The sequence below is a fragment of the Geodermatophilus bullaregiensis genome (assembly GCF_016907675.1).
Classification (GTDB): domain Bacteria; phylum Actinomycetota; class Actinomycetes; order Mycobacteriales; family Geodermatophilaceae; genus Geodermatophilus; species Geodermatophilus bullaregiensis.
Window position 1 is genome coordinate 2,397,869 of record NZ_JAFBCJ010000001.1, and the last position, 15,634, is coordinate 2,413,502.

16 protein-coding genes are annotated in these 15,634 nt (G+C 76.0%); 3 read left to right on the forward strand and 13 right to left on the reverse strand.

Annotated elements, in window-relative coordinates; all coding sequences use genetic code 11:
• Positions 1-214 precede the first annotated feature (214 nt).
• From JOD57_RS11330 to JOD57_RS11345, 4 genes are all read right to left on the reverse strand, one after another.
• Positions 215-1,441 carry an MFS transporter gene (locus JOD57_RS11330; protein ID WP_204692125.1) on the reverse strand — a complete coding sequence of 409 codons (1,227 nt, stop codon included), beginning with the start codon at positions 1,439-1,441 and terminating at the stop codon, positions 215-217.
• 57 nt (positions 1,442-1,498) lie between these two features.
• A complete protein-coding gene (locus JOD57_RS11335; RefSeq protein ID WP_204692126.1) occupies positions 1,499-2,818 on the reverse strand; it encodes a sigma-54-dependent transcriptional regulator family protein in 1,320 nt (439 codons plus the stop codon).
• Positions 2,819-2,899: 81 nt separating this feature from the next.
• Positions 2,900-4,357, reverse strand: a complete 1,458-nt coding sequence (mftF, locus tag JOD57_RS11340) for a mycofactocin biosynthesis glycosyltransferase MftF (RefSeq protein WP_204692127.1) — start codon at positions 4,355-4,357, stop codon at positions 2,900-2,902.
• On the reverse strand, positions 4,354-4,893 hold the full coding sequence (locus tag JOD57_RS11345) for a cysteine hydrolase family protein (RefSeq protein ID WP_204692128.1): 540 nt from the start codon (positions 4,891-4,893) through the stop codon (positions 4,354-4,356). The genes mftF and JOD57_RS11345 overlap by 4 nt, the downstream gene beginning before the upstream one ends.
• A 92-nt stretch (positions 4,894-4,985) precedes the next feature.
• Here JOD57_RS11345 and JOD57_RS11350 point away from each other — a divergent pair, with 92 nt between their 5' ends.
• On the forward strand, positions 4,986-5,996 hold the full coding sequence (locus tag JOD57_RS11350; RefSeq protein ID WP_204692129.1) for an iron-siderophore ABC transporter substrate-binding protein: 1,011 nt from the start codon (positions 4,986-4,988) through the stop codon (positions 5,994-5,996).
• A gap of 1 nt (position 5,997) precedes the next feature.
• On the opposite strand, the gene JOD57_RS11355 is transcribed toward JOD57_RS11350, so the two are convergent.
• Positions 5,998-7,506: a purine-cytosine permease family protein gene (locus JOD57_RS11355; RefSeq protein ID WP_239568391.1), complete on the reverse strand. Its 1,509-nt coding sequence runs from the start codon at positions 7,504-7,506 to the stop codon at positions 5,998-6,000.
• A 75-nt stretch (positions 7,507-7,581) separates the two neighbouring features.
• On the opposite strand from JOD57_RS11355, the gene JOD57_RS26850 reads away from it, so the two are divergent.
• Positions 7,582-8,346 carry a DUF427 domain-containing protein gene (locus JOD57_RS26850; RefSeq protein ID WP_204692130.1) on the forward strand — a complete coding sequence of 255 codons (765 nt, stop codon included), beginning with the start codon at positions 7,582-7,584 and terminating at the stop codon, positions 8,344-8,346.
• Between the two features lie 4 nt (positions 8,347-8,350).
• On the opposite strand, the gene mftE is transcribed toward JOD57_RS26850, so the two are convergent.
• Both mftE and JOD57_RS11370 read right to left on the reverse strand, forming a co-directional pair.
• Complete coding sequence (mftE, locus tag JOD57_RS11365; RefSeq protein WP_204692131.1) at positions 8,351-9,034, reverse strand: mycofactocin biosynthesis peptidyl-dipeptidase MftE; 684 nt, start codon at positions 9,032-9,034, stop codon at positions 8,351-8,353.
• 10 nt (positions 9,035-9,044) lie between these two features.
• On the reverse strand, positions 9,045-10,295 hold the full coding sequence (locus JOD57_RS11370; RefSeq protein ID WP_307824617.1) for a multidrug effflux MFS transporter: 1,251 nt from the start codon (positions 10,293-10,295) through the stop codon (positions 9,045-9,047).
• A 106-nt stretch (positions 10,296-10,401) separates the two neighbouring features.
• On the opposite strand from JOD57_RS11370, the gene JOD57_RS11375 reads away from it, so the two are divergent.
• Entirely contained in the window at positions 10,402-10,890 is a 489-nt protein-coding gene (locus JOD57_RS11375) for a pyridoxamine 5'-phosphate oxidase family protein (protein WP_204692133.1), read from the forward strand.
• A gap of 80 nt (positions 10,891-10,970) precedes the next feature.
• Here JOD57_RS11375 and JOD57_RS11380 read toward each other — a convergent pair whose 3' ends face one another.
• The 6 genes from JOD57_RS11380 to mftA all read right to left on the reverse strand — a co-directional run bounded on the left by JOD57_RS11380 (position 10,971) and on the right by mftA (position 15,588).
• Entirely contained in the window at positions 10,971-11,804 is an 834-nt protein-coding gene (locus JOD57_RS11380) for a mycofactocin-coupled SDR family oxidoreductase (RefSeq protein ID WP_204692134.1), read from the reverse strand.
• A 17-nt stretch (positions 11,805-11,821) separates the two neighbouring features.
• A complete protein-coding gene (locus JOD57_RS11385; protein WP_204692135.1) occupies positions 11,822-12,649 on the reverse strand; it encodes a mycofactocin-coupled SDR family oxidoreductase in 828 nt (275 codons plus the stop codon).
• A gap of 11 nt (positions 12,650-12,660) precedes the next feature.
• Entirely contained in the window at positions 12,661-13,497 is an 837-nt protein-coding gene (locus JOD57_RS11390) for a mycofactocin-coupled SDR family oxidoreductase (RefSeq protein ID WP_204692136.1), read from the reverse strand.
• A gap of 366 nt (positions 13,498-13,863) precedes the next feature.
• Positions 13,864-15,093 carry a mycofactocin radical SAM maturase gene (mftC, locus tag JOD57_RS11395; RefSeq protein ID WP_204692137.1) on the reverse strand — a complete coding sequence of 410 codons (1,230 nt, stop codon included), beginning with the start codon at positions 15,091-15,093 and terminating at the stop codon, positions 13,864-13,866.
• The gene (gene mftB, locus JOD57_RS11400) at positions 15,090-15,452 is read right to left on the reverse strand and encodes a mycofactocin biosynthesis chaperone MftB (RefSeq protein ID WP_307824618.1); all 363 of its coding nucleotides are present in this window, start codon (positions 15,450-15,452) and stop codon (positions 15,090-15,092) included. The genes mftC and mftB overlap by 4 nt, the downstream gene beginning before the upstream one ends.
• Before the next feature lie 13 nt (positions 15,453-15,465).
• Positions 15,466-15,588, reverse strand: a complete 123-nt coding sequence (gene mftA / locus JOD57_RS11405) for a mycofactocin precursor MftA (protein WP_204692138.1) — start codon at positions 15,586-15,588, stop codon at positions 15,466-15,468.
• Positions 15,589-15,634: the final 46 nt, after the last annotated feature.

The window sequence follows — 15,634 nt, forward strand, 5'->3', positions numbered from 1 at the left end:
GTTGCAGGGGGCTGACGCGCCCGGCGTGCGGGCGCTCTCGGGCGGAGTCTGTCAACGCGGGAGTGACTTAGGCCACGCTTACCTCTGACGACCCCACCTCGGGACCCGCAGGTGCGGGCAGTGATCGGGACGGACTCCCGCAGGTGCGGGCCGGTCACTCGGGTCCCGGGCCGCAGACCCGAGGTTGCAGCGTCGTTGCAGCGCCCCGGCGCGGTCAGGCGGCCGGGACCGCCCGCTGCTCCCGCCGCCGCAGTGCCGCCGAGGCGGCCAGCGCGAGCAGCCCGAGGACCGCCAGCACGGCGCCGACCAGGCTCGGGGCGGTGTAGCCGTACCCGGCGGCGATGACCACGCCGCCCAGCCAGGCACCGAGCGCGTTGGCCGCGTTGAGCGCGGAGTGGTTGAGTGCGGCGCCGAGCATCTGCGCGTCCCCGGCCACCTCCATGAGCCGCAGCTGCAGGCAGACGACGAGCACCGAGGCGCTCATCGCCAGCAGGAACACCCCAGCGAACAGCGTGGGGCCGGCCGACGTCGCCGGGCCGACCAGCAGGAGCAGGACCAGGACGGCGACCATCGCCCCGACCAGGGACCGGAACAGCGCGCGGTCGGCCAGCCGGCCGCCCAGCGCGGTGCCGGCGAACCCGCCGAGACCGAAGGCCAGCAGCACCCACGGCACCGCGCCCCGCGAGAGCCCGGCGACGTCGGTGGTGATCGGCGCGATGTAGCTGTAGACGGCGAACATGCCGCCGAACCCGACGGTGGCCACCACCAGCGTGAGCAGCACCTGCGGGCGGCGCAGCGCCCCGAGCTCGGTGCGGATGCCGGCGTCGGGGTGCCCGGGCGCGCGCGGGACGACGGCGAGCACCGCGGCGACGGTCAGCGCGGCGAGGACGACCACGGCCCAGTAGGCCGACCGCCAGCCGAGGGTCTGGCCCAGCCAGGTGGCCGCGGGGACGCCGGCGAGGGTGGCCGCGGCCAGCCCGAGCATGACCGAGCCGACCGCCCGCCCGCGCAGCGCCGAGGGCACCAGCGCGGCGGCGACCAGCGAGGCGACGCCGAAGTAGGCGCCGTGCGGCAGGCCGCTGACGAAGCGGGCCAGCAGCAGCGTCGTCGACCCGGGGGCGAGCGCGCTGAGCACGTTGCCGGCGAGGAAGGCGGTCATGAGCCCGACGAGCAGCCCGCGGCGCGGCAGGCGGGCCCCGAGCGCGGCGATGACCGGGGCGCCGACGACGACGCCGAGGGCGTAGGCGGAGATGACGTGGCCCGCGGTGGGGATGTCGACGCCGACGCCGGCCGCGATGTCGGGCAGCAGCCCCATGGTCACGAACTCGGTGGTGCCGATCGCGAAGCCGCCCAGCGCCAGCGCGACCAGGGCGACCGCCACCCGGGGCGTCCCGAGGGAGGTGGGCCGGGGAGCGGGCGGGGCGGCGGCGCGGACGGTCACGTGGTCGTGCCAAGGCACCGGGGGCGGGGCGCATTCCCGCCCGGGGGGTCGGGCCGCTCAGCCGCGCGCCGCACGGCGCAGCGCGAGCAGGTGGGCGGCGGCCGCGGCGCGGTGCGGCGAGCCGGCCGGCACGACCTCGAGGAGCGCCTGCCACGCGGCGGCGTCGTCGCGGGCCTCCGGCAGGGCGGTCCAGCGCAGCAGCAGCTCGGGCCGCCGGGCGGCCAAGACGGCGGCGCGCAGCCCGGCGGCGGTCCGGCGCCGGGCGGCGGCCACGCCCGGGGCGCTCGAGCGGGGCAGGACGGGGCCCGGGTAGCGGTCGAGGGCCGCGGTGACCGCACCGCGGTCGAGCAGCCGGCGCACGGCGTCGAGGTCGGTCTCCAGCGGGCCGAGCAGCCGGTAGGGCCGCGAGCCGACGAGGTCGGGACCGACCAGGCGGCGCAGCCGGGACAGCTCGGCGCGCACGGTGACCGCGGCGGCCTCGCCGGCGTGGCACTCCGCGGCCAGCCGCTCGGCGCTGCGGCCCTCCCCCGCGGCGGCGGCCTCGGCCAGCAGCAGGAGCAGCTCGGAGTGGCGCAGGGAGAGCTCGACCGGCCCGCCGGCCCGGGTGAGGCGGGCCCGCTCCCGGCCGAGCACCTCCAGCAGCGGCGCGGTCTCGCGCACGGGCGCGGTGCGGACGGGGCGCGCGCCGTCGCGCCGCTCCTCGCGGTGCAGCCAGCGCAGCTCCGACTCGACGGCGGCGACGGTGGCGCGGACGAGGGTGAGCACGTGCGGGCTGGCCACGTGGTCGCCGCCGGTGACGTCGATGGCGCCGAGCAGCACGCCGGTGACCGGGTGGTGCACCGGTGCGGCCGAGCAGCTCCACGGCTGCACCGGCCGGCGGTAGTGCTCGCTGCCGTAGAACTGCACCGGGTGGTCCAGCGCCAGCGCGGTCCCGGGCGCGTTGGTCCCGGCGACGTCCTCCGACCAGCGGGCACCGGGCACGAAGTGCATGCCCTCGGCCAGCGACCGCAGCCGGCGGTCGCCCTCGACCCAGAGCATCCGGCCGTCGGCGTCGGTGACCGCGACGATCATCCGGTCGGCCTCGGCGTCCTCCACCAGCAGCCGCCGGATCACCGGCAGCACCGGCGCGAGCGGGTGGGCGGCGCGGTAGGCGGCCAGGTCGTCGTCGAGGAGGTCGACCGGGGGACCCGCCCCGTCGGGGTCGACCCCGCTGCCGAGGCTGCGCCGCCAGGAGTCCCAGACCACCGCGCGCACGCCGGCCTGCGGCGGTGGCGCGCCGCGGGTCACGAACGTCTCGTGGGCGGCCCGCAGGGTGCGGGTCAGGCCGGGCGTCGGCCGCCCGTCGGGCAACGCGAGCCAGGGGCTGACGCCGGTCACCGCGCGGTCCCGGGGCTCTGGCTCATGACCAGCCCATGGTGACCCCGATCGCACGGCCGCGCCAGCACGCCGCGGCCCTGGTCAGCCGGGTGGGGGGCGGGCCGGCAGCAGCGCCCGCGCGTCGCGGGAGCGCAGGGCGCCGGCCCACAGCCCGGCACCGTAGGCGAGGTCCTCGAGCCGGCGGGCGGCGGCGAAGCGGAGGAGCCCGACCTCGGTCCGGTGCGGCCACCAGGCGAGGACGGCGTCGGCCGCGGCCACCACCGCGAGCCCGCGGCGGGCGCGGGCGGACACCAGGGCGGCCGCGACGCCGACCGGCCAGTGGTGCCGGGTGGCCGAGCGGGCCAGCGTGCGCCCGGCGGAGGCGGTGCCGCGCAGCACCAGGGCCGCCGCCAGCCCGTACGGCGCCGTGCGGTCCGGAGCGGCCAGCCGGCCGGCCAGCCGGGCCGCGGCGACACCGAGGGTGCCGGCGGCGGCCAGCCGGCCGGGCCGGCCCCCCGCCAGGGCGAGCGCGACCGCCGCGGCCGACCACGGGGAGACGACGACGGGCGCGACGGCGTCGCCGTGCCGGGTGGCCAGGGGCGCGGCGCCGGTGCCGTACAGCGCCCGGCGGCGCAGCCAGGCGGCCGTGGAGGAGGGGTGGTCGTGCGCCACCCGCGCGGCCGGCTCGTAGCGCACCCGCCAGCCGGCCGCGGCCAGCCGCCACACCAGGTCGACGTCCTCGGCCACCCGCATGCCGGCGTCGAAGCCCTCCCCCAGCGCCGTCCGCCGGGCGAGCAGCGCGGCGCTCGGGACGTAGGAGAGGCCGGTCAGCGGCGCGACCGGCGCCGGGGACGGGCCCATGTCCAGCGCGCTGACCGCCGTCTCGTAGGGCGTCACCCAGCCCGGGTCGCCGGCCGGCAGGGCGGTGACCCGCGGGGCGACGACGGCCAGCCGGGGGTCGGCCAGGTGCGGGAGCAGCGCGGCCAGCCAGCCGGCGACCGGCACGCAGTCGGAGTCGAGAAGGGCCACCGCCTCCGTCGTCGCGGCGCGCAGGCCGGTGTTGCGCGCGGCCGCCGGCCCCTCCGACCGCCCGTGGCGCAGCACCTCCGCCCCGCCGGCCGCGGCGACGGCGGCCAGGGCGGCGGGGTCGGCCGAGCCGTCGTCGACGACGAGCACCCGCACGCCGGCGGTGGCCGGGTCGGCGCGCAGCGCGGCCAGCAGCCGCGCGACGCCGGCGGTCCGGTCGCGCACGGGGACGACGACGGTGACGTCGTCCGGCCCGGGGGCGGGTCCGGCCGGCTCGGGGACGGCGGCCGCGGCGTCGAGCAGCCGCGCCGCCAGCGCCGCCGTCGCCGCGTCGGTGACGGTCAGCCGGCCGCCGGCGAGCAGGTCGCGGGCCCGCGGCGCCAGGCGCAGCAGCCGCAGCGGGGAGCCGCCGAGCAGCGCCGCGCCGTCCTCCGTCCGGCGGGTGCGCGGGTCGAGGCGCACGGCGTAGCCGTCGGGCAGCCGCGCGTCCGGCGGCGCGGGGACCGCCGGGCCGGCAGGAGCGGCTCGGCTCACCCGGCCAGCACGTCCGCGGTGGTGGTCAGCTCGACCAGCGGCGCGTAGAGGGCCATGAGGTCCAGGGCGCGGCGGTGGTCGTCGTCGGTGGAGCCGGCGCAGGCGTCGGTGACCACGCGCACGGCGACGCCGGCGTCGGCGGCCGGCAGCACGGTGGAGACGACGCAGCAGTCGGTGGCGACCCCGGCCACGGTCAGCGGGCCGCCGCCGACCAACGCGGCCAGCTCCGGCCCCCACTTGCCGAAGGTGGTGGCGTCCAGCACCGGGGCGGCGCCGGGGTCCTCGACGAGCGCGTACAGCGGCGCGTCGGGTGGCTGCAGGGCGAAGGGCCACTGCTGGTAGTAGGCCACCCAGGCGCCGGCCGGCTCGCGCGGGGCGACGAAGCGGGTGAAGACGACGCGCTCCCCGAAGGCGGCGACCAGCTGGCGGATCCGGGGACGGACCTCCTCGAACCGGGGCGCCGCCCAGGGCGAGGCGGGGTCGCCGAACACCCGCTGGAGGTCGACGACGACCAGCCGGCCGGCGGGATCGGTCACGGCCGGAGGCTATCCAGGCGGATCCCGGGGCGCGCAGGGCGTCCCCGTGGTCAGGTTAGGCTCACCTTCCCTGGACGACGAGGAGATCCGCGATGCCCCGACCCCTGACCCGCCGCGCCGCCCTGGTCGCGGCTGCCCTGACCACCGCCGGGACGCTGGCCGCGTGCGGCTCCGACGGCGGTGCGTCCGGCGGGGGTGCGGCGTCGTCGTCCGCCGGCGGCGGGGACGGGACCTTCCCGGTCACCGTGAGCACCGCCTTCGGCGACGTGGAGATCCCCGAGGAGCCGCAGCGCGTCGTGGCGCTGGGCTGGTCCGACGCCGAGACCGCCCTGGCGCTGGGCGTGCAGCCGGTGGGCGCCAGCGACTGGCTGGGCTTCGGCGGCGAGGGCGTGGGCCCGTGGGCCGAGGGGCTCTACGACGAGGCACCGGAGATCGTCGAGACGCTCGAGCCCAGCCTCGAGGCGGTCGCCGCGCTGCAGCCGGACCTGATCCTCGACACCCGCTCCGACGGGACGCAGGAGCGCTACGAGCAGCTCCGCCAGATCGCCCCGACGGTCGGCGTGCCGGAGGGCGTGACGCAGTACCGGACCACCTGGCAGCAGCAGCTCGACCTGGTCGGGCAGGCCCTGGGCCGCACCGACGAGGCCGGGCAGCTGCGGAGCGACCTCGAGCAGCGGTTCGCCGACGCCGCCGAGGCCAACCCCGGGTTCGACGGCACCGAGGTCGCCGTCGGCGCGTACACGTCGGAGGGCTTCGGCGCCTACGTCCGCGGCGACACCCGCGTCGACTTCATGGAGGCGCTGGGCTTCAGCAACGAGCCGGCGATCCAGGACCTGGCCGGCGAGGGCTTCTTCGTGCCGATCAGCGAGGAGCAGGTGCCGCTGCTGGACGCGCCGCTCACCGTCGTCTTCCCGATCTTCGTCGACCCGGCGCAGATCACCGGCAACCCGCTGTGGCAGACGCTGGGCTCGGTGCAGGCCGGCAACGCGCTCCTCCTGGAGGACGAGACGCTGGTCAACGCCTTCTCCAGCGGCTCGGTGCTGGGCACCGGGTACGCCCTGGACAACGCGGTGCCGCTGTTCGCCGAGACCCTGCAGCCCTGACTCAGCCGACCGGAGGCCGTCCCGCGACCGGCGGGGCGGCCTCCTGCGTCCGCACGGCCGGGCGGCGCAGCGCCAGCGTGCCGAGCAGCCCCACCAGGAAGGCGGCCAGGACGCCGAGGTTGGCGAAGGCCCAGTCGCCCTCGCGGCCACCGAGCCCGAGCGGGCCGAGCAGGTAGCCCTGCCAGTCCAGCCAGCCGGCCAGGCCGTTGGTCACCAGGCCCCAGCCGAGGACGGTGCCGGCGGCCAGGAGCAGCAGCGGCACCGGCGGGACGGCGCCGTAGCGGCCGCGCGGGTCGTAGAGGTCAGGCTCGGCGTAGGCGCGGCGGCGCAGCGCGAGGTCGGCCAGGAAGACCCCGCACCAGGCGGCGATCGGCACACCCAGGGTGATGAGGAAGCCCTGGAACTGGACGAAGAAGTCGCTCCCGGCCAGGAACACCACCCAGACGGCGCCCAGCACCATCAGCGCGCCGTCGATGCCCGCCGCCACCGGGCGGGGCACCCGCAGGCCCGCGGCCAGCAGCGACAGCCCCGACGAGTAGATGTCCAGCAGCGCCCCGCCGACCAGGCCGAGCACCGCGACGACGACGAAGGGCACGAGGAACCAGGTCGGCAGGATCGCCCCCAGCGCCCCGATCGGGTCGGCGCCGATGTCCCCCGACAGCTCCGGGTCCGACGCGGCCAGCAGCAGGCCGGCGGCGAGCAGGACCACCGGGGCCAGCGCGCCGCCGGACGTCGTCCAGGCGACGACACCGCGGGTCGACGCCGTCCGCGGCAGGTAGCGGGAGTAGTCGGCCGCGGCGTTGACCCAGCCGAAGCCGTAACCGGTCATGGCGAGGACCAGCGCGCCGACGAACGCCGCCGTCGACCCGCTCGGCGTCGCGGTGACCGCCGACCAGTCGACCCGGCCGGCCACCAGGACGACGTAGACGACGGTGAGCGCGCCGCCGACCACGGTGATGACCGTCTGCATCCGCATGATCGCGTCGAAGCCGAGGACGCCACCGCCCACGACGAGGGCGGCGACCACCAGCAGCGCCACCACCTGCGTCGCCGTCCCGCCGCCCCAGCCGAGCTGGGTGAACACCGTCGTCGTCGCGAGGGTGGCCAGCGAGACCAGGACCGTCTCCCAGCCGACGGTGTAGACCCACGACAGCACCGCGGGCACCCGGTTGCCGGTGACGCCGAACGCGGCCCGGCTGAGCACCAGCGTCGGCGCCGAGCCGCGCTTGCCGGCGATCGACACCAGCCCGCAGAGCAGGAACGACACGACGATCCCGACGACGCCGGCCACCAGCGCCTGCGCCGCGGAGATGCCGAAGCCGAGCAGGAACGAGCCGTAGGCCAGGCCGAGGACACTGACGTTGGCGCCGAACCACGGCCAGAACAGCTGCCGCGGCCGGCCCCGGCGCTCCTCCTCGGCGATGACGTTGATCCCGTTGGTCTCGACGGCGCCCCGGGCGGGTGCCATCGGCGCCCCGGGGCCCGGGTCCACGACCGGCTGGTGCGCCATGGCGTCTCCTTCGCTGGGACGGTGTCGGCGGACGGCTGCTGCCGTCATCCTGGTGCCCCGAGGTCAGGAGGGCCCGTGCAGGACCACCCCGAACCGATCGTCCCCACCGGCTCGGTCGCGCCGGTGCCGCGGCGGGTGCGCGCCGTGCTCGGCGGCACCGTCGTCGTGGACACCTGCCGGGCGTCCTACGTGTGGGAGTGGCCGCCGTACCCGCAGTACGCGATCCCGCTGGCCGACGTCGCCCCGGGCGTGCTCACCGACAAGGGCACCGTCGCGGAGACGCCGGTCGGGACCGCGACGCGGCACACGCTGCGGGCCGGGGACGCGCAGCGGCCCGGCGCGGCGCTGGTGCACACCGGCGACCGGGTCCCCGAGCTGGCCGGCACCGTCCGCTTCGACTGGGCGGCGCTGGACGCCTGGTTCGAGGAGGACGAGGAGGTGTTCGTCCACCCGCGCAACCCCTACGCGCGGGTCGACGCGCTGCGCAGCTCGCGGCGGGTCCGCGTCGAGCGCGACGGCGTCGTCCTGGCCGAGTCCGCCTCGCCGGTGCTGGTGTTCGAGACCGGCCTGCCGACGCGGTCCTACCTGCCGCGCACCGACGTCCGCTGGGAGCACCTGGCGCCCAGCGCCACGGTCACCCAGTGCCCCTACAAGGGCCGCACCAGCGGGTACTGGTCGGCGCACGTGGGCGGCGCGGTCGTCGAGGACGTCGCGTGGTCCTACGACTTCCCGACGCGGGAGATGTCACCGATCGCCGGGCTGGTGGCCTTCTACGACGAGGTGGTCGACGTGTTCGTCGACGGCGTCCGCCGCGAGCGGCCGCGCACGCACATGCGCTGACCGCTCAGCGCAGCCGGCCGGCGTCGTCGACGTCCCAGCGCGCGACGGCGGCTGCCAGCCGCGCGACGAGGCCGGCGAGGGAGCGCGCGCCCTCCTCCGCCGAGGCGCCGGCCGGGTCGCCCAGGACGCCGGTCGGGCTGACCCCGCGCACGCCCTCGGCGCGCAGCCGGGGCAGCAGGTCGCCGATCGGCGCGGTCTCGCCCGGGACGGACCGGTCGGTCCGCACCGACCGTGGTTCCACGTGCAACAGCAGCGACGTCTCGGCGCGCCCGGCGTGCGCGTCCCCGCCGGGGACGCCGCACGGGAACCAGGCGGCGTCCCGGCCCTCCTCGCGCAGCAGCGGGACGGCGCGGCGCAGCGCGTCGAGGTTGCCGCCGTGGCCGTTGACCACGAGCAGCCGGCCGGCCCAGCGGCAGGCGGAGCGGCCGTACTCGACGAGCACGGTGGTCAGCGCCGCGGTGCCGATCGAGACGGTGCCGGGGAAGCCCTCGTGCTCGCCGCTGGCGCCGTAGGGCAGGGGTGGCGCCAGGACCCCGCCGAGGTCCGCCGCCCGCGCCACCGCCTCCGCGACCACGGTGTCGGTGGCCAGCGGCAGGTGGTGGCCGTGCTGCTCGACCGAGCCGAGTGGGACGACCAGCAGCGGCCGCTCGGGCAGCTGCGGCCACACGGCCCCGGCCAGGTCGGGCACGCGGGTCAGCCTAGGCGGGGACGGGCACCTCGTCGGGCAGCTGCCACGGGCGGACGACGACCACCAGGACGACGATCGCGGTGACCAGCGCCGCCACGACGACGACGCCCATCGCGACCGCGTCGTTGCCGAGGACGCCGACCAGCGGGGCCACGACCGCGCCGACGCCGAACTGCACCGCGCCGAGCAGCGCCGCCGCGGTGCCGGCCGCCTCGCCGTGGCGGGACAGCGCCAGCGCGGGCGCGTTCGGCAGCGCCAGGCCGGAGCCGAAGAGCACCACCCACAGCGGGAGGGCGACCGCCCACAGCCCGCCGGTGCCGGTGCCGGCGAGGACCAGGAGCACCGCGCCGGCCAGGGCGCCGACGACCGTGCCGGCCACCAGCACCTGGGCCGGGGAGAACCAGCGCAGCACGACCGGGTTGAGCTGGGTGGCGGCGATCAGCCAGACCGCGCCGGCGCCGAAGAGCAGGCCGAACTGCTGCTCGTCGAGGCCGAACTGGTCCTGGAAGACGAACGACGAGCCGGAGACGTAGCTGAACAGCCCGGCCATGGTCAGGCCCGCGACCAGCACCAGCCCGACGTAGGTGCGGTCGCGGAACAGCACCCGGTAGGCGCGCAGCGTGCCGGCGAGGCCGGGGCTGCGCCGTCGCTCCGGCGGCAGCGTCTCGCGCACGGCCAGCGCGCCGACGGCGAGCAGCAGGAGCCCGTAGACCCCGAGCAGGAGGAAGACCCCGCGCCACGAGGTGACGCGCAGGACCTCCCCGCCGACGGTGGGCGCCAGCACCGGCGCCGCGCCGAGGACGAGGAACAGCCGGGACAGCATGGTCGCCGCGGCCCGGCCCTCGAACAGGTCGCGCACGACGGCGAGCGCGATGACCGCACCGGCCGCCGTCCCCACGCCCTGCAGGAAGCGCAGCAGGCCGAGGACGGTGATGTCGGGTGCCACCAGGACCAGCAGCGAGGCGACGACGTGCAGCGCCGTCCCCGCCAGCAGGGGACGGCGCCGGCCCAGGGCGTCCGACAGCGGGCCGAGGACCAGCTGGCCCAGCGCCAGCCCGACGAGCGTGCCGGTGAGCGTGAGCTGGACCGTCGCCGGGCTGGTCCCCAGGTCCTCGGCGATGGTCGGCAGCGCGGGCAGGTACATGTCGACGGTCAGCGGGCCGAGCGCCACGAACGCCCCGAGGGTCAGCGCGGTGCGCGCCGTCCCGGGCCGGTCGCGGACGGCGGGGGCCGCGGCCGGCCGTTCCTGGGTGGTGGTCACTCCGGGGAGGAAGCCGGACGGGGCGCCGCGCATTCCGCCGGCCGTCGTGCCCTCGGACACGCGCTGTCGCCCGTGTCAGCGAGCCCTGGCGGGGAACGGGAGGGACATGACCGCTGACACCGAGTCCACCCGCAAGGTCGCCGAGCTCCTCAGGGGCGAGAAGTTCGGCTTCCTCACCACGACGACGCCCGAGGGCAAGCTGACCAGCCGGCCGATGTCGCTGCAGGAGGTCGAGTTCGACGGCGACCTGTGGTTCTTCGCCCAGCAGGACGCCCCCTGGCTCACCCACATCACCGCCTCGCCGCAGGTCAACGTCGGCGTCGGCAGCGGCGGCAACTGGGTGTCGCTGACCGGGCACGCGCTGGTCGTCGACGACGTCGCGAAGAAGAAGGAGCTGTGGAACAGCGGCGTCGAGGCGTGGCTGCCGCAGGGCCCCGAGGACCCGTCCGTGGTGCTCGTGAAGGTCGACGGCGACTCCGCCGAGTACTGGGACAGCCCGGGCAACCGGCTGGCCACCGCGTTCAGCTTCGTCAAGGCCAAGGCGACGGGCTCGCAGCCCGACACCGGTCACCACGAGAAGGTCGACCTGCCCTGAGGAAGGACCCCCGGCCCCTCGGCCCCCGTGCAGGGTCCCGGCCCGAGCGGAGCGAGGGTCGGGGGGCACGGGGTCCTTCTTCAGCGGATGGTGTAGCCGGCGTCCACCGGCAGCGTCACGCCCGTGACGTAACGGGCCTCGTCGGAGACCAGGAACAGGATCGCGTTGGAGATGTCCACCGGGTCGACGTAGGCCACCGGCAGCGGGTGCAGCGTCTCGAACAGCTCGGCGAACTTCTCCCGCGTCGGGTTCGGGTCGTCCGGGGTGAACAGCCCCCACGTCTTCTCGTTCTGGATCATCACGGTGTCCACGCCGGTCGGGTGCACGGTGTTGACCCGGATCGACTGCTTGCCGAACTCGTTGGCCAGCGTGCGCATGACGCCGATGACGCCGTGCTTGGCCGCGGTGTAGTGGATGGTGTTCGCGGTCCCCTTGAGCCCGGCGGTCGAGCTGGTGATGACGATCGACCCGCCGCCGGACTCGATCAGGTGCGGCAGCGCCACCCGGCAGGTGTTCCAGACCCCGGTCAGGTTGATGTCGATCATCTCCTGCCAGGCGTCGTCGGTGAGCTCGAGCGCGGGCGCCAGCTCGAAGACGCCGGCGTTGGAAAGCACGATGTCGAGCCGGCCGAGCTGCGCGACGCCGTCGTCGACCGCCGCGCGCAGGGCCGCCGGGTCGCGGACGTCGGCCTTGGTGGCGACGATCCGCCGGTCGAGCGCCTCGACCTGCCGCACGGTCTCGGCGAGGTCCTCCTCGGTGGCCGGCGGGTACATGGAGATCGACTCGACCGGCCCGCACAGGTCGACGGCGATGACGTCGGCGCCCTCCTGCGCCAGCCGCAGGGCGTGGCTGCGGCCCTGGCTGCGGGCGGCACCGGTGATGAAGGCGACCTTGCCCTCGACGCGTCCTGCCACGGTTCCTCCTCGGTCGGTCACTTGGTGATCCAGCCGGCGTCGACCCGGTGCGTGGTCCCGGTGACCCAGCGGCCGGAGTCGTCGGCGGCGAGGTAGAGCACCGCCTCGCTGACGTCCTCGGGCTGCACCCACGGCGTGGGCAGCAGGTTGAGCGACTCGAAGACGTCGCTGACGTCGTCCCGGGTCGGGTGCTCGAGGTCGGGCCGGAAGAGCCGGTAGACGTTCTCGTTCTGGATGAGCGGTGTGTCGACGTTGGTCGGGTGGATGGAGTTGACCCGGATCCGCTCGGCCGCCAGCTCCAGGGCGAGGGTGCGCATCAGCCCGACGACGCCGTGCTTGGCGGCGACGTAGGACGCCACGTTCGGCATCCCGCGCAGGCCGAGGGCGCTGCTGACCAGGACCAGCGACCCGCCCTCGCCGTGCGCGCGGATGTACGGGACGGCGGCCTTGGCGGTGAGGAAGACGCCGGTGAGGTTGACCTCGAGCATGTCCCGCCACTCCTGCGCGGGGGTGTCGGCCACCTCGTGCGGCGGGACGCCGATGCCGGCGTTGGCGATCGCGCAGTCGAGCCGGCCGAGCTGGGCGACGCCGTCGGCCAGCCCGGCGGTGAGCGCGTCCTCGTCGGTCACGTCGGCCTGGAAGGTCACCATCCGCCGGTCGAGCGCCTCGACCGCTTTCACCGTCCCGGCGAGGTCCTCGGGCGTGGTGACCGGACCGGTGGCGCTCGGGATCGGCCCGCAGACGTCCATGCCGACGACGTCGGCGCCCTCGCGGGCCAGCCGGATCGCGTGGCTGCGGCCCATGCCGCGGCCGGCGCCGGTGACGAAGACGACCTTCCCCGCCATCCGGCCGGCCACTACTTGACCACCGATCCCGCGTCGATCGGCAGCTGCACGCCGGTGACGTAGCGGGCGTCGTCGCTGACCAACCAGAGGATCGCGTTGCTGATGTCGGCCGTCTCGACCCACGGGACCGGCATCGCGTTGAGCCCCTGGAACAGCGGGGCGACGTCGTCCTGGGTGACCTCGTCCTCGGGCTTGTCCGGCACGAAGTTCCCGTAGGTCTTGCGGTTGTGGATCATGTCGGTGCTCACCGCCGTCGGGTGCACCGAGTTGACCCGGATCATGTCCGGCGCGAACTCGTTGGCGAACGTCTTCACGAGGCCGACGACGCCGTGCTTGGCCGCGACGTAGTGCGCGAGGTTGCCCAGGCCCTTGATGCCGGCGGTGGAGCTGGTGAGCACGATGGCGCCGCCCTGGCCGTGCGCGCGCAGGTGCGGGACCGCGGCCCGCACGGTCTTGAACACGCCGGTCAGGTTGATGTCGATCATCTCGTCCCACATCTCGTCGGTGAGGTCCTCCACCGGCGCGAAGCTGGCGATGCCGGCGTTGGCCAGCACGATGTCGAGCCGGCCGAGCTCGGCGACGCCCTCGTCGACGGCGGCCGTCAGTGCCGCGGTGTCGCGGACGTCGGCGACGCGGGCGACGACCCGCCGGTCCAGTGCCTCGACCTGGCGGACGGTCTCGTCGAGGTCGTCCTTCGTCGCCATCGGGTAGCCGACCGTCGGCACGTCGGCGCAGCGGTCGACGGCGATGACGTCGGCGCCCTCCTGCGCCAGGCGCAGGGCGTGGCTGCGGCCCTGGCCGCGGGCGGCACCGGTGATGAGAGCGACCTTGCCGTCGAGCTTGCCCATGGGGACTCCTCCGCACGTCGGTGACCTGGACCACAAACTATGCGGATGGTGTGCAGGGACACAAGGTGCCGCCACGGGGCGGGCCGGACCGCGCCCGGGGAGGGCGCCGTCCGGCCCGTGGGTGCTGCCAGGGGACTCCCAGCCGCCGTCCCGGCTGCGGCCAGCCGCGCGGATGATGCTCAGGTGGCTCTCTCCGGGGCGCCTCCAGCACGAGGGGACGCCCCGGGCGGGAGTCCACCCACGACCCGGAGGTGCCAGGTGCTCACCCTCACCGTGCTCGTCGTCCTGCTCGTCACCATGACGCTCGCGGACCTCGCGCCCGCCCTGCTGCCCGAGGGGCCGGCGCTGGTCGTCTCGCGCTGACGCTCAGCCGGCGAAGCCCGCCAGCGGCGACTCGTCGCAGGCCCGGGCGGGGACGGCCGGCATGCCGAGCAGCGTCGGCTGGCCGCGCACCGGGCCGGTGTGCGAGTGGTCGAGGTGGCTCCTCGGCGTGACCAGGTCGGCCTCCCGGCCGGCCAGCGCGGCCTCGCCGTAGCCCTGCACGCACTCCGGGTCGGGGCCGTCCAGCGGCAGGCCGGTGAAGAACTTGGCCGCCATGCAGCCGCCCCGGCAGGCGTCGAAGTGCGCGCACTTCGTGCACGCGCCACCGGTCTGCGGGCTGCGCAGCTCCTGGAACAGGTCCGACTGCTGCCACACCCGCTGGAAGCCGCCCTCGCCGCGCACGTTCCCGGCGAGGAACTGCTCGTGGATGGCGAAGGGGCAGGCGTACACGTCGCCCACCGGGTCGATCAGGCAGACCACCCGCCCGGCGCCGCAGAGGTTCAGGCCCGGCAGCGCCTCGCCGTAGGCCGACAGGTGGAAGAACGAGTCGCCGGTGAGCACCCGGTCGCCGTTGGCCAGCAGCCAGGAGTACAGCTCGCGCTGCTGGGCCTGGGTGGGGTGCAGCTGGTCCCAGACGTCGGCCCCGCGGCCCGAGGGGCGCAGCCGGGTGATCCGCAGCTGGGCGCCGTAGCGGTCGGTCAGCGCCCGGAAGTCGTCGAGCTGGGCGACGTTCTCCCGCGTGACCACGACGGAGACCTTGAAGTCCTGCATCCCGGCCTCGGCCAGGTTCTCCAGCGCCCGCACCGCGGTGGCGAACGAGCCGGTGCCGCGGACGCGGTCGTTGACCTCGGCGGTCGCGCCGTCCAGGGAGATCTGCACGTCGACGTAGTCGGTGGCCGCGAGCTGCCGCGCCCGGGCGCGGTCCAGCTTGACGCCGTTGGTGGAGAACTTGACGCCGACGTCGTGGCCGATCGCGTAGTCGAGCAGGTGCCAGAAGTCCGGCCGGACGGTGGGCTCGCCGCCGCCGACGTTGACGTAGAAGACCTGCATGCGCTGCAGCTCGTCGATGACGCCCTCGGCCTCGGTGGTGGTCAGCTCCCGCGGGTCGCGCCGTCCGGAGGAGGACAGGCAGTGCACGCACGCCAGGTTGCAGGCGTAGGTGAGCTCCCAGGTCAGGCAGATCGGGGCGTCGAGGCCGTACTCGAACTGGTCGACCAGGCGGCCGCCGGTGGGGCGTTCCGGCGCTGCGGGACGGGACGGCAGGACGGCGGTCATGAGTGAGCCTCCGGGGCGGCCTCGTCGCAGGGACCCGCCGCGAGCCGGCGAGTGGCGGGGGGCGACGAGGTCCTTCTCTCGATCATGGCGGAGCGGGCCAGGTCGGCCAGCGCCTTGACGTAGGCGGGCCGCTGGGCGTCGGGGACGCCGCACGCGAGCAGTGTCGCGTCGGCGCTGGGGTGGTCGGCCAGCGCCTCGACGACGGCGACCAGCGTCTTCGACTTGAGGAAGGAGAGCTTCCGGTTGCCGAAGTGGTAGACGAGCGCCCCGAACGGCTCCGGCCGCAGGGCGACCGACCGGGCCCGCCGCCAGGGCAGGACCGGGTCGAAGACGTCTGCGGCCGGAGCGGCGGGGTCCACGGGACCGGACGGCTCAGTAGACGCCGCACATGCCGTCGATGGAGACCTCCTCGACGAGGGACTCCTCGACCAGGACCTCCTCGGCGGCGGCGGTCGGCTCGGCCGGGCTCTCGGACTGGGCGGGCGTCTCGGGCATGCGGACCTCCGGGTTCCACGGGGCGGGGGATGGCGAGGACGTTAGA

Excerpts from the sequence above, each read along its gene's own strand:
- JOD57_RS11390 (WP_204692136.1), bottom strand. The coding sequence starts at position 13,497 with ATGGGCAAGCTCGACGGCAAGGTCGCTCTCATCACCGGTGCCGCCCGC.
- JOD57_RS11350 (WP_204692129.1), top strand. The coding sequence starts at position 4,986 with ATGCCCCGACCCCTGACCCGCCGCGCCGCCCTGGTCGCGGCTGCCCTG.
- mftC (WP_204692137.1), bottom strand. The coding sequence starts at position 15,093 with ATGACCGCCGTCCTGCCGTCCCGTCCCGCAGCGCCGGAACGCCCCACC.
- mftA (WP_204692138.1), bottom strand. The coding sequence starts at position 15,588 with ATGCCCGAGACGCCCGCCCAGTCCGAGAGCCCGGCCGAGCCGACCGCC.
- JOD57_RS11375 (WP_204692133.1), top strand. The coding sequence starts at position 10,402 with ATGACCGCTGACACCGAGTCCACCCGCAAGGTCGCCGAGCTCCTCAGG.
- JOD57_RS11385 (WP_204692135.1), bottom strand. The coding sequence starts at position 12,649 with ATGGCGGGGAAGGTCGTCTTCGTCACCGGCGCCGGCCGCGGCATGGGC.
- JOD57_RS11355 (WP_239568391.1), bottom strand. The coding sequence starts at position 7,506 with ATGGCGCACCAGCCGGTCGTGGACCCGGGCCCCGGGGCGCCGATGGCA.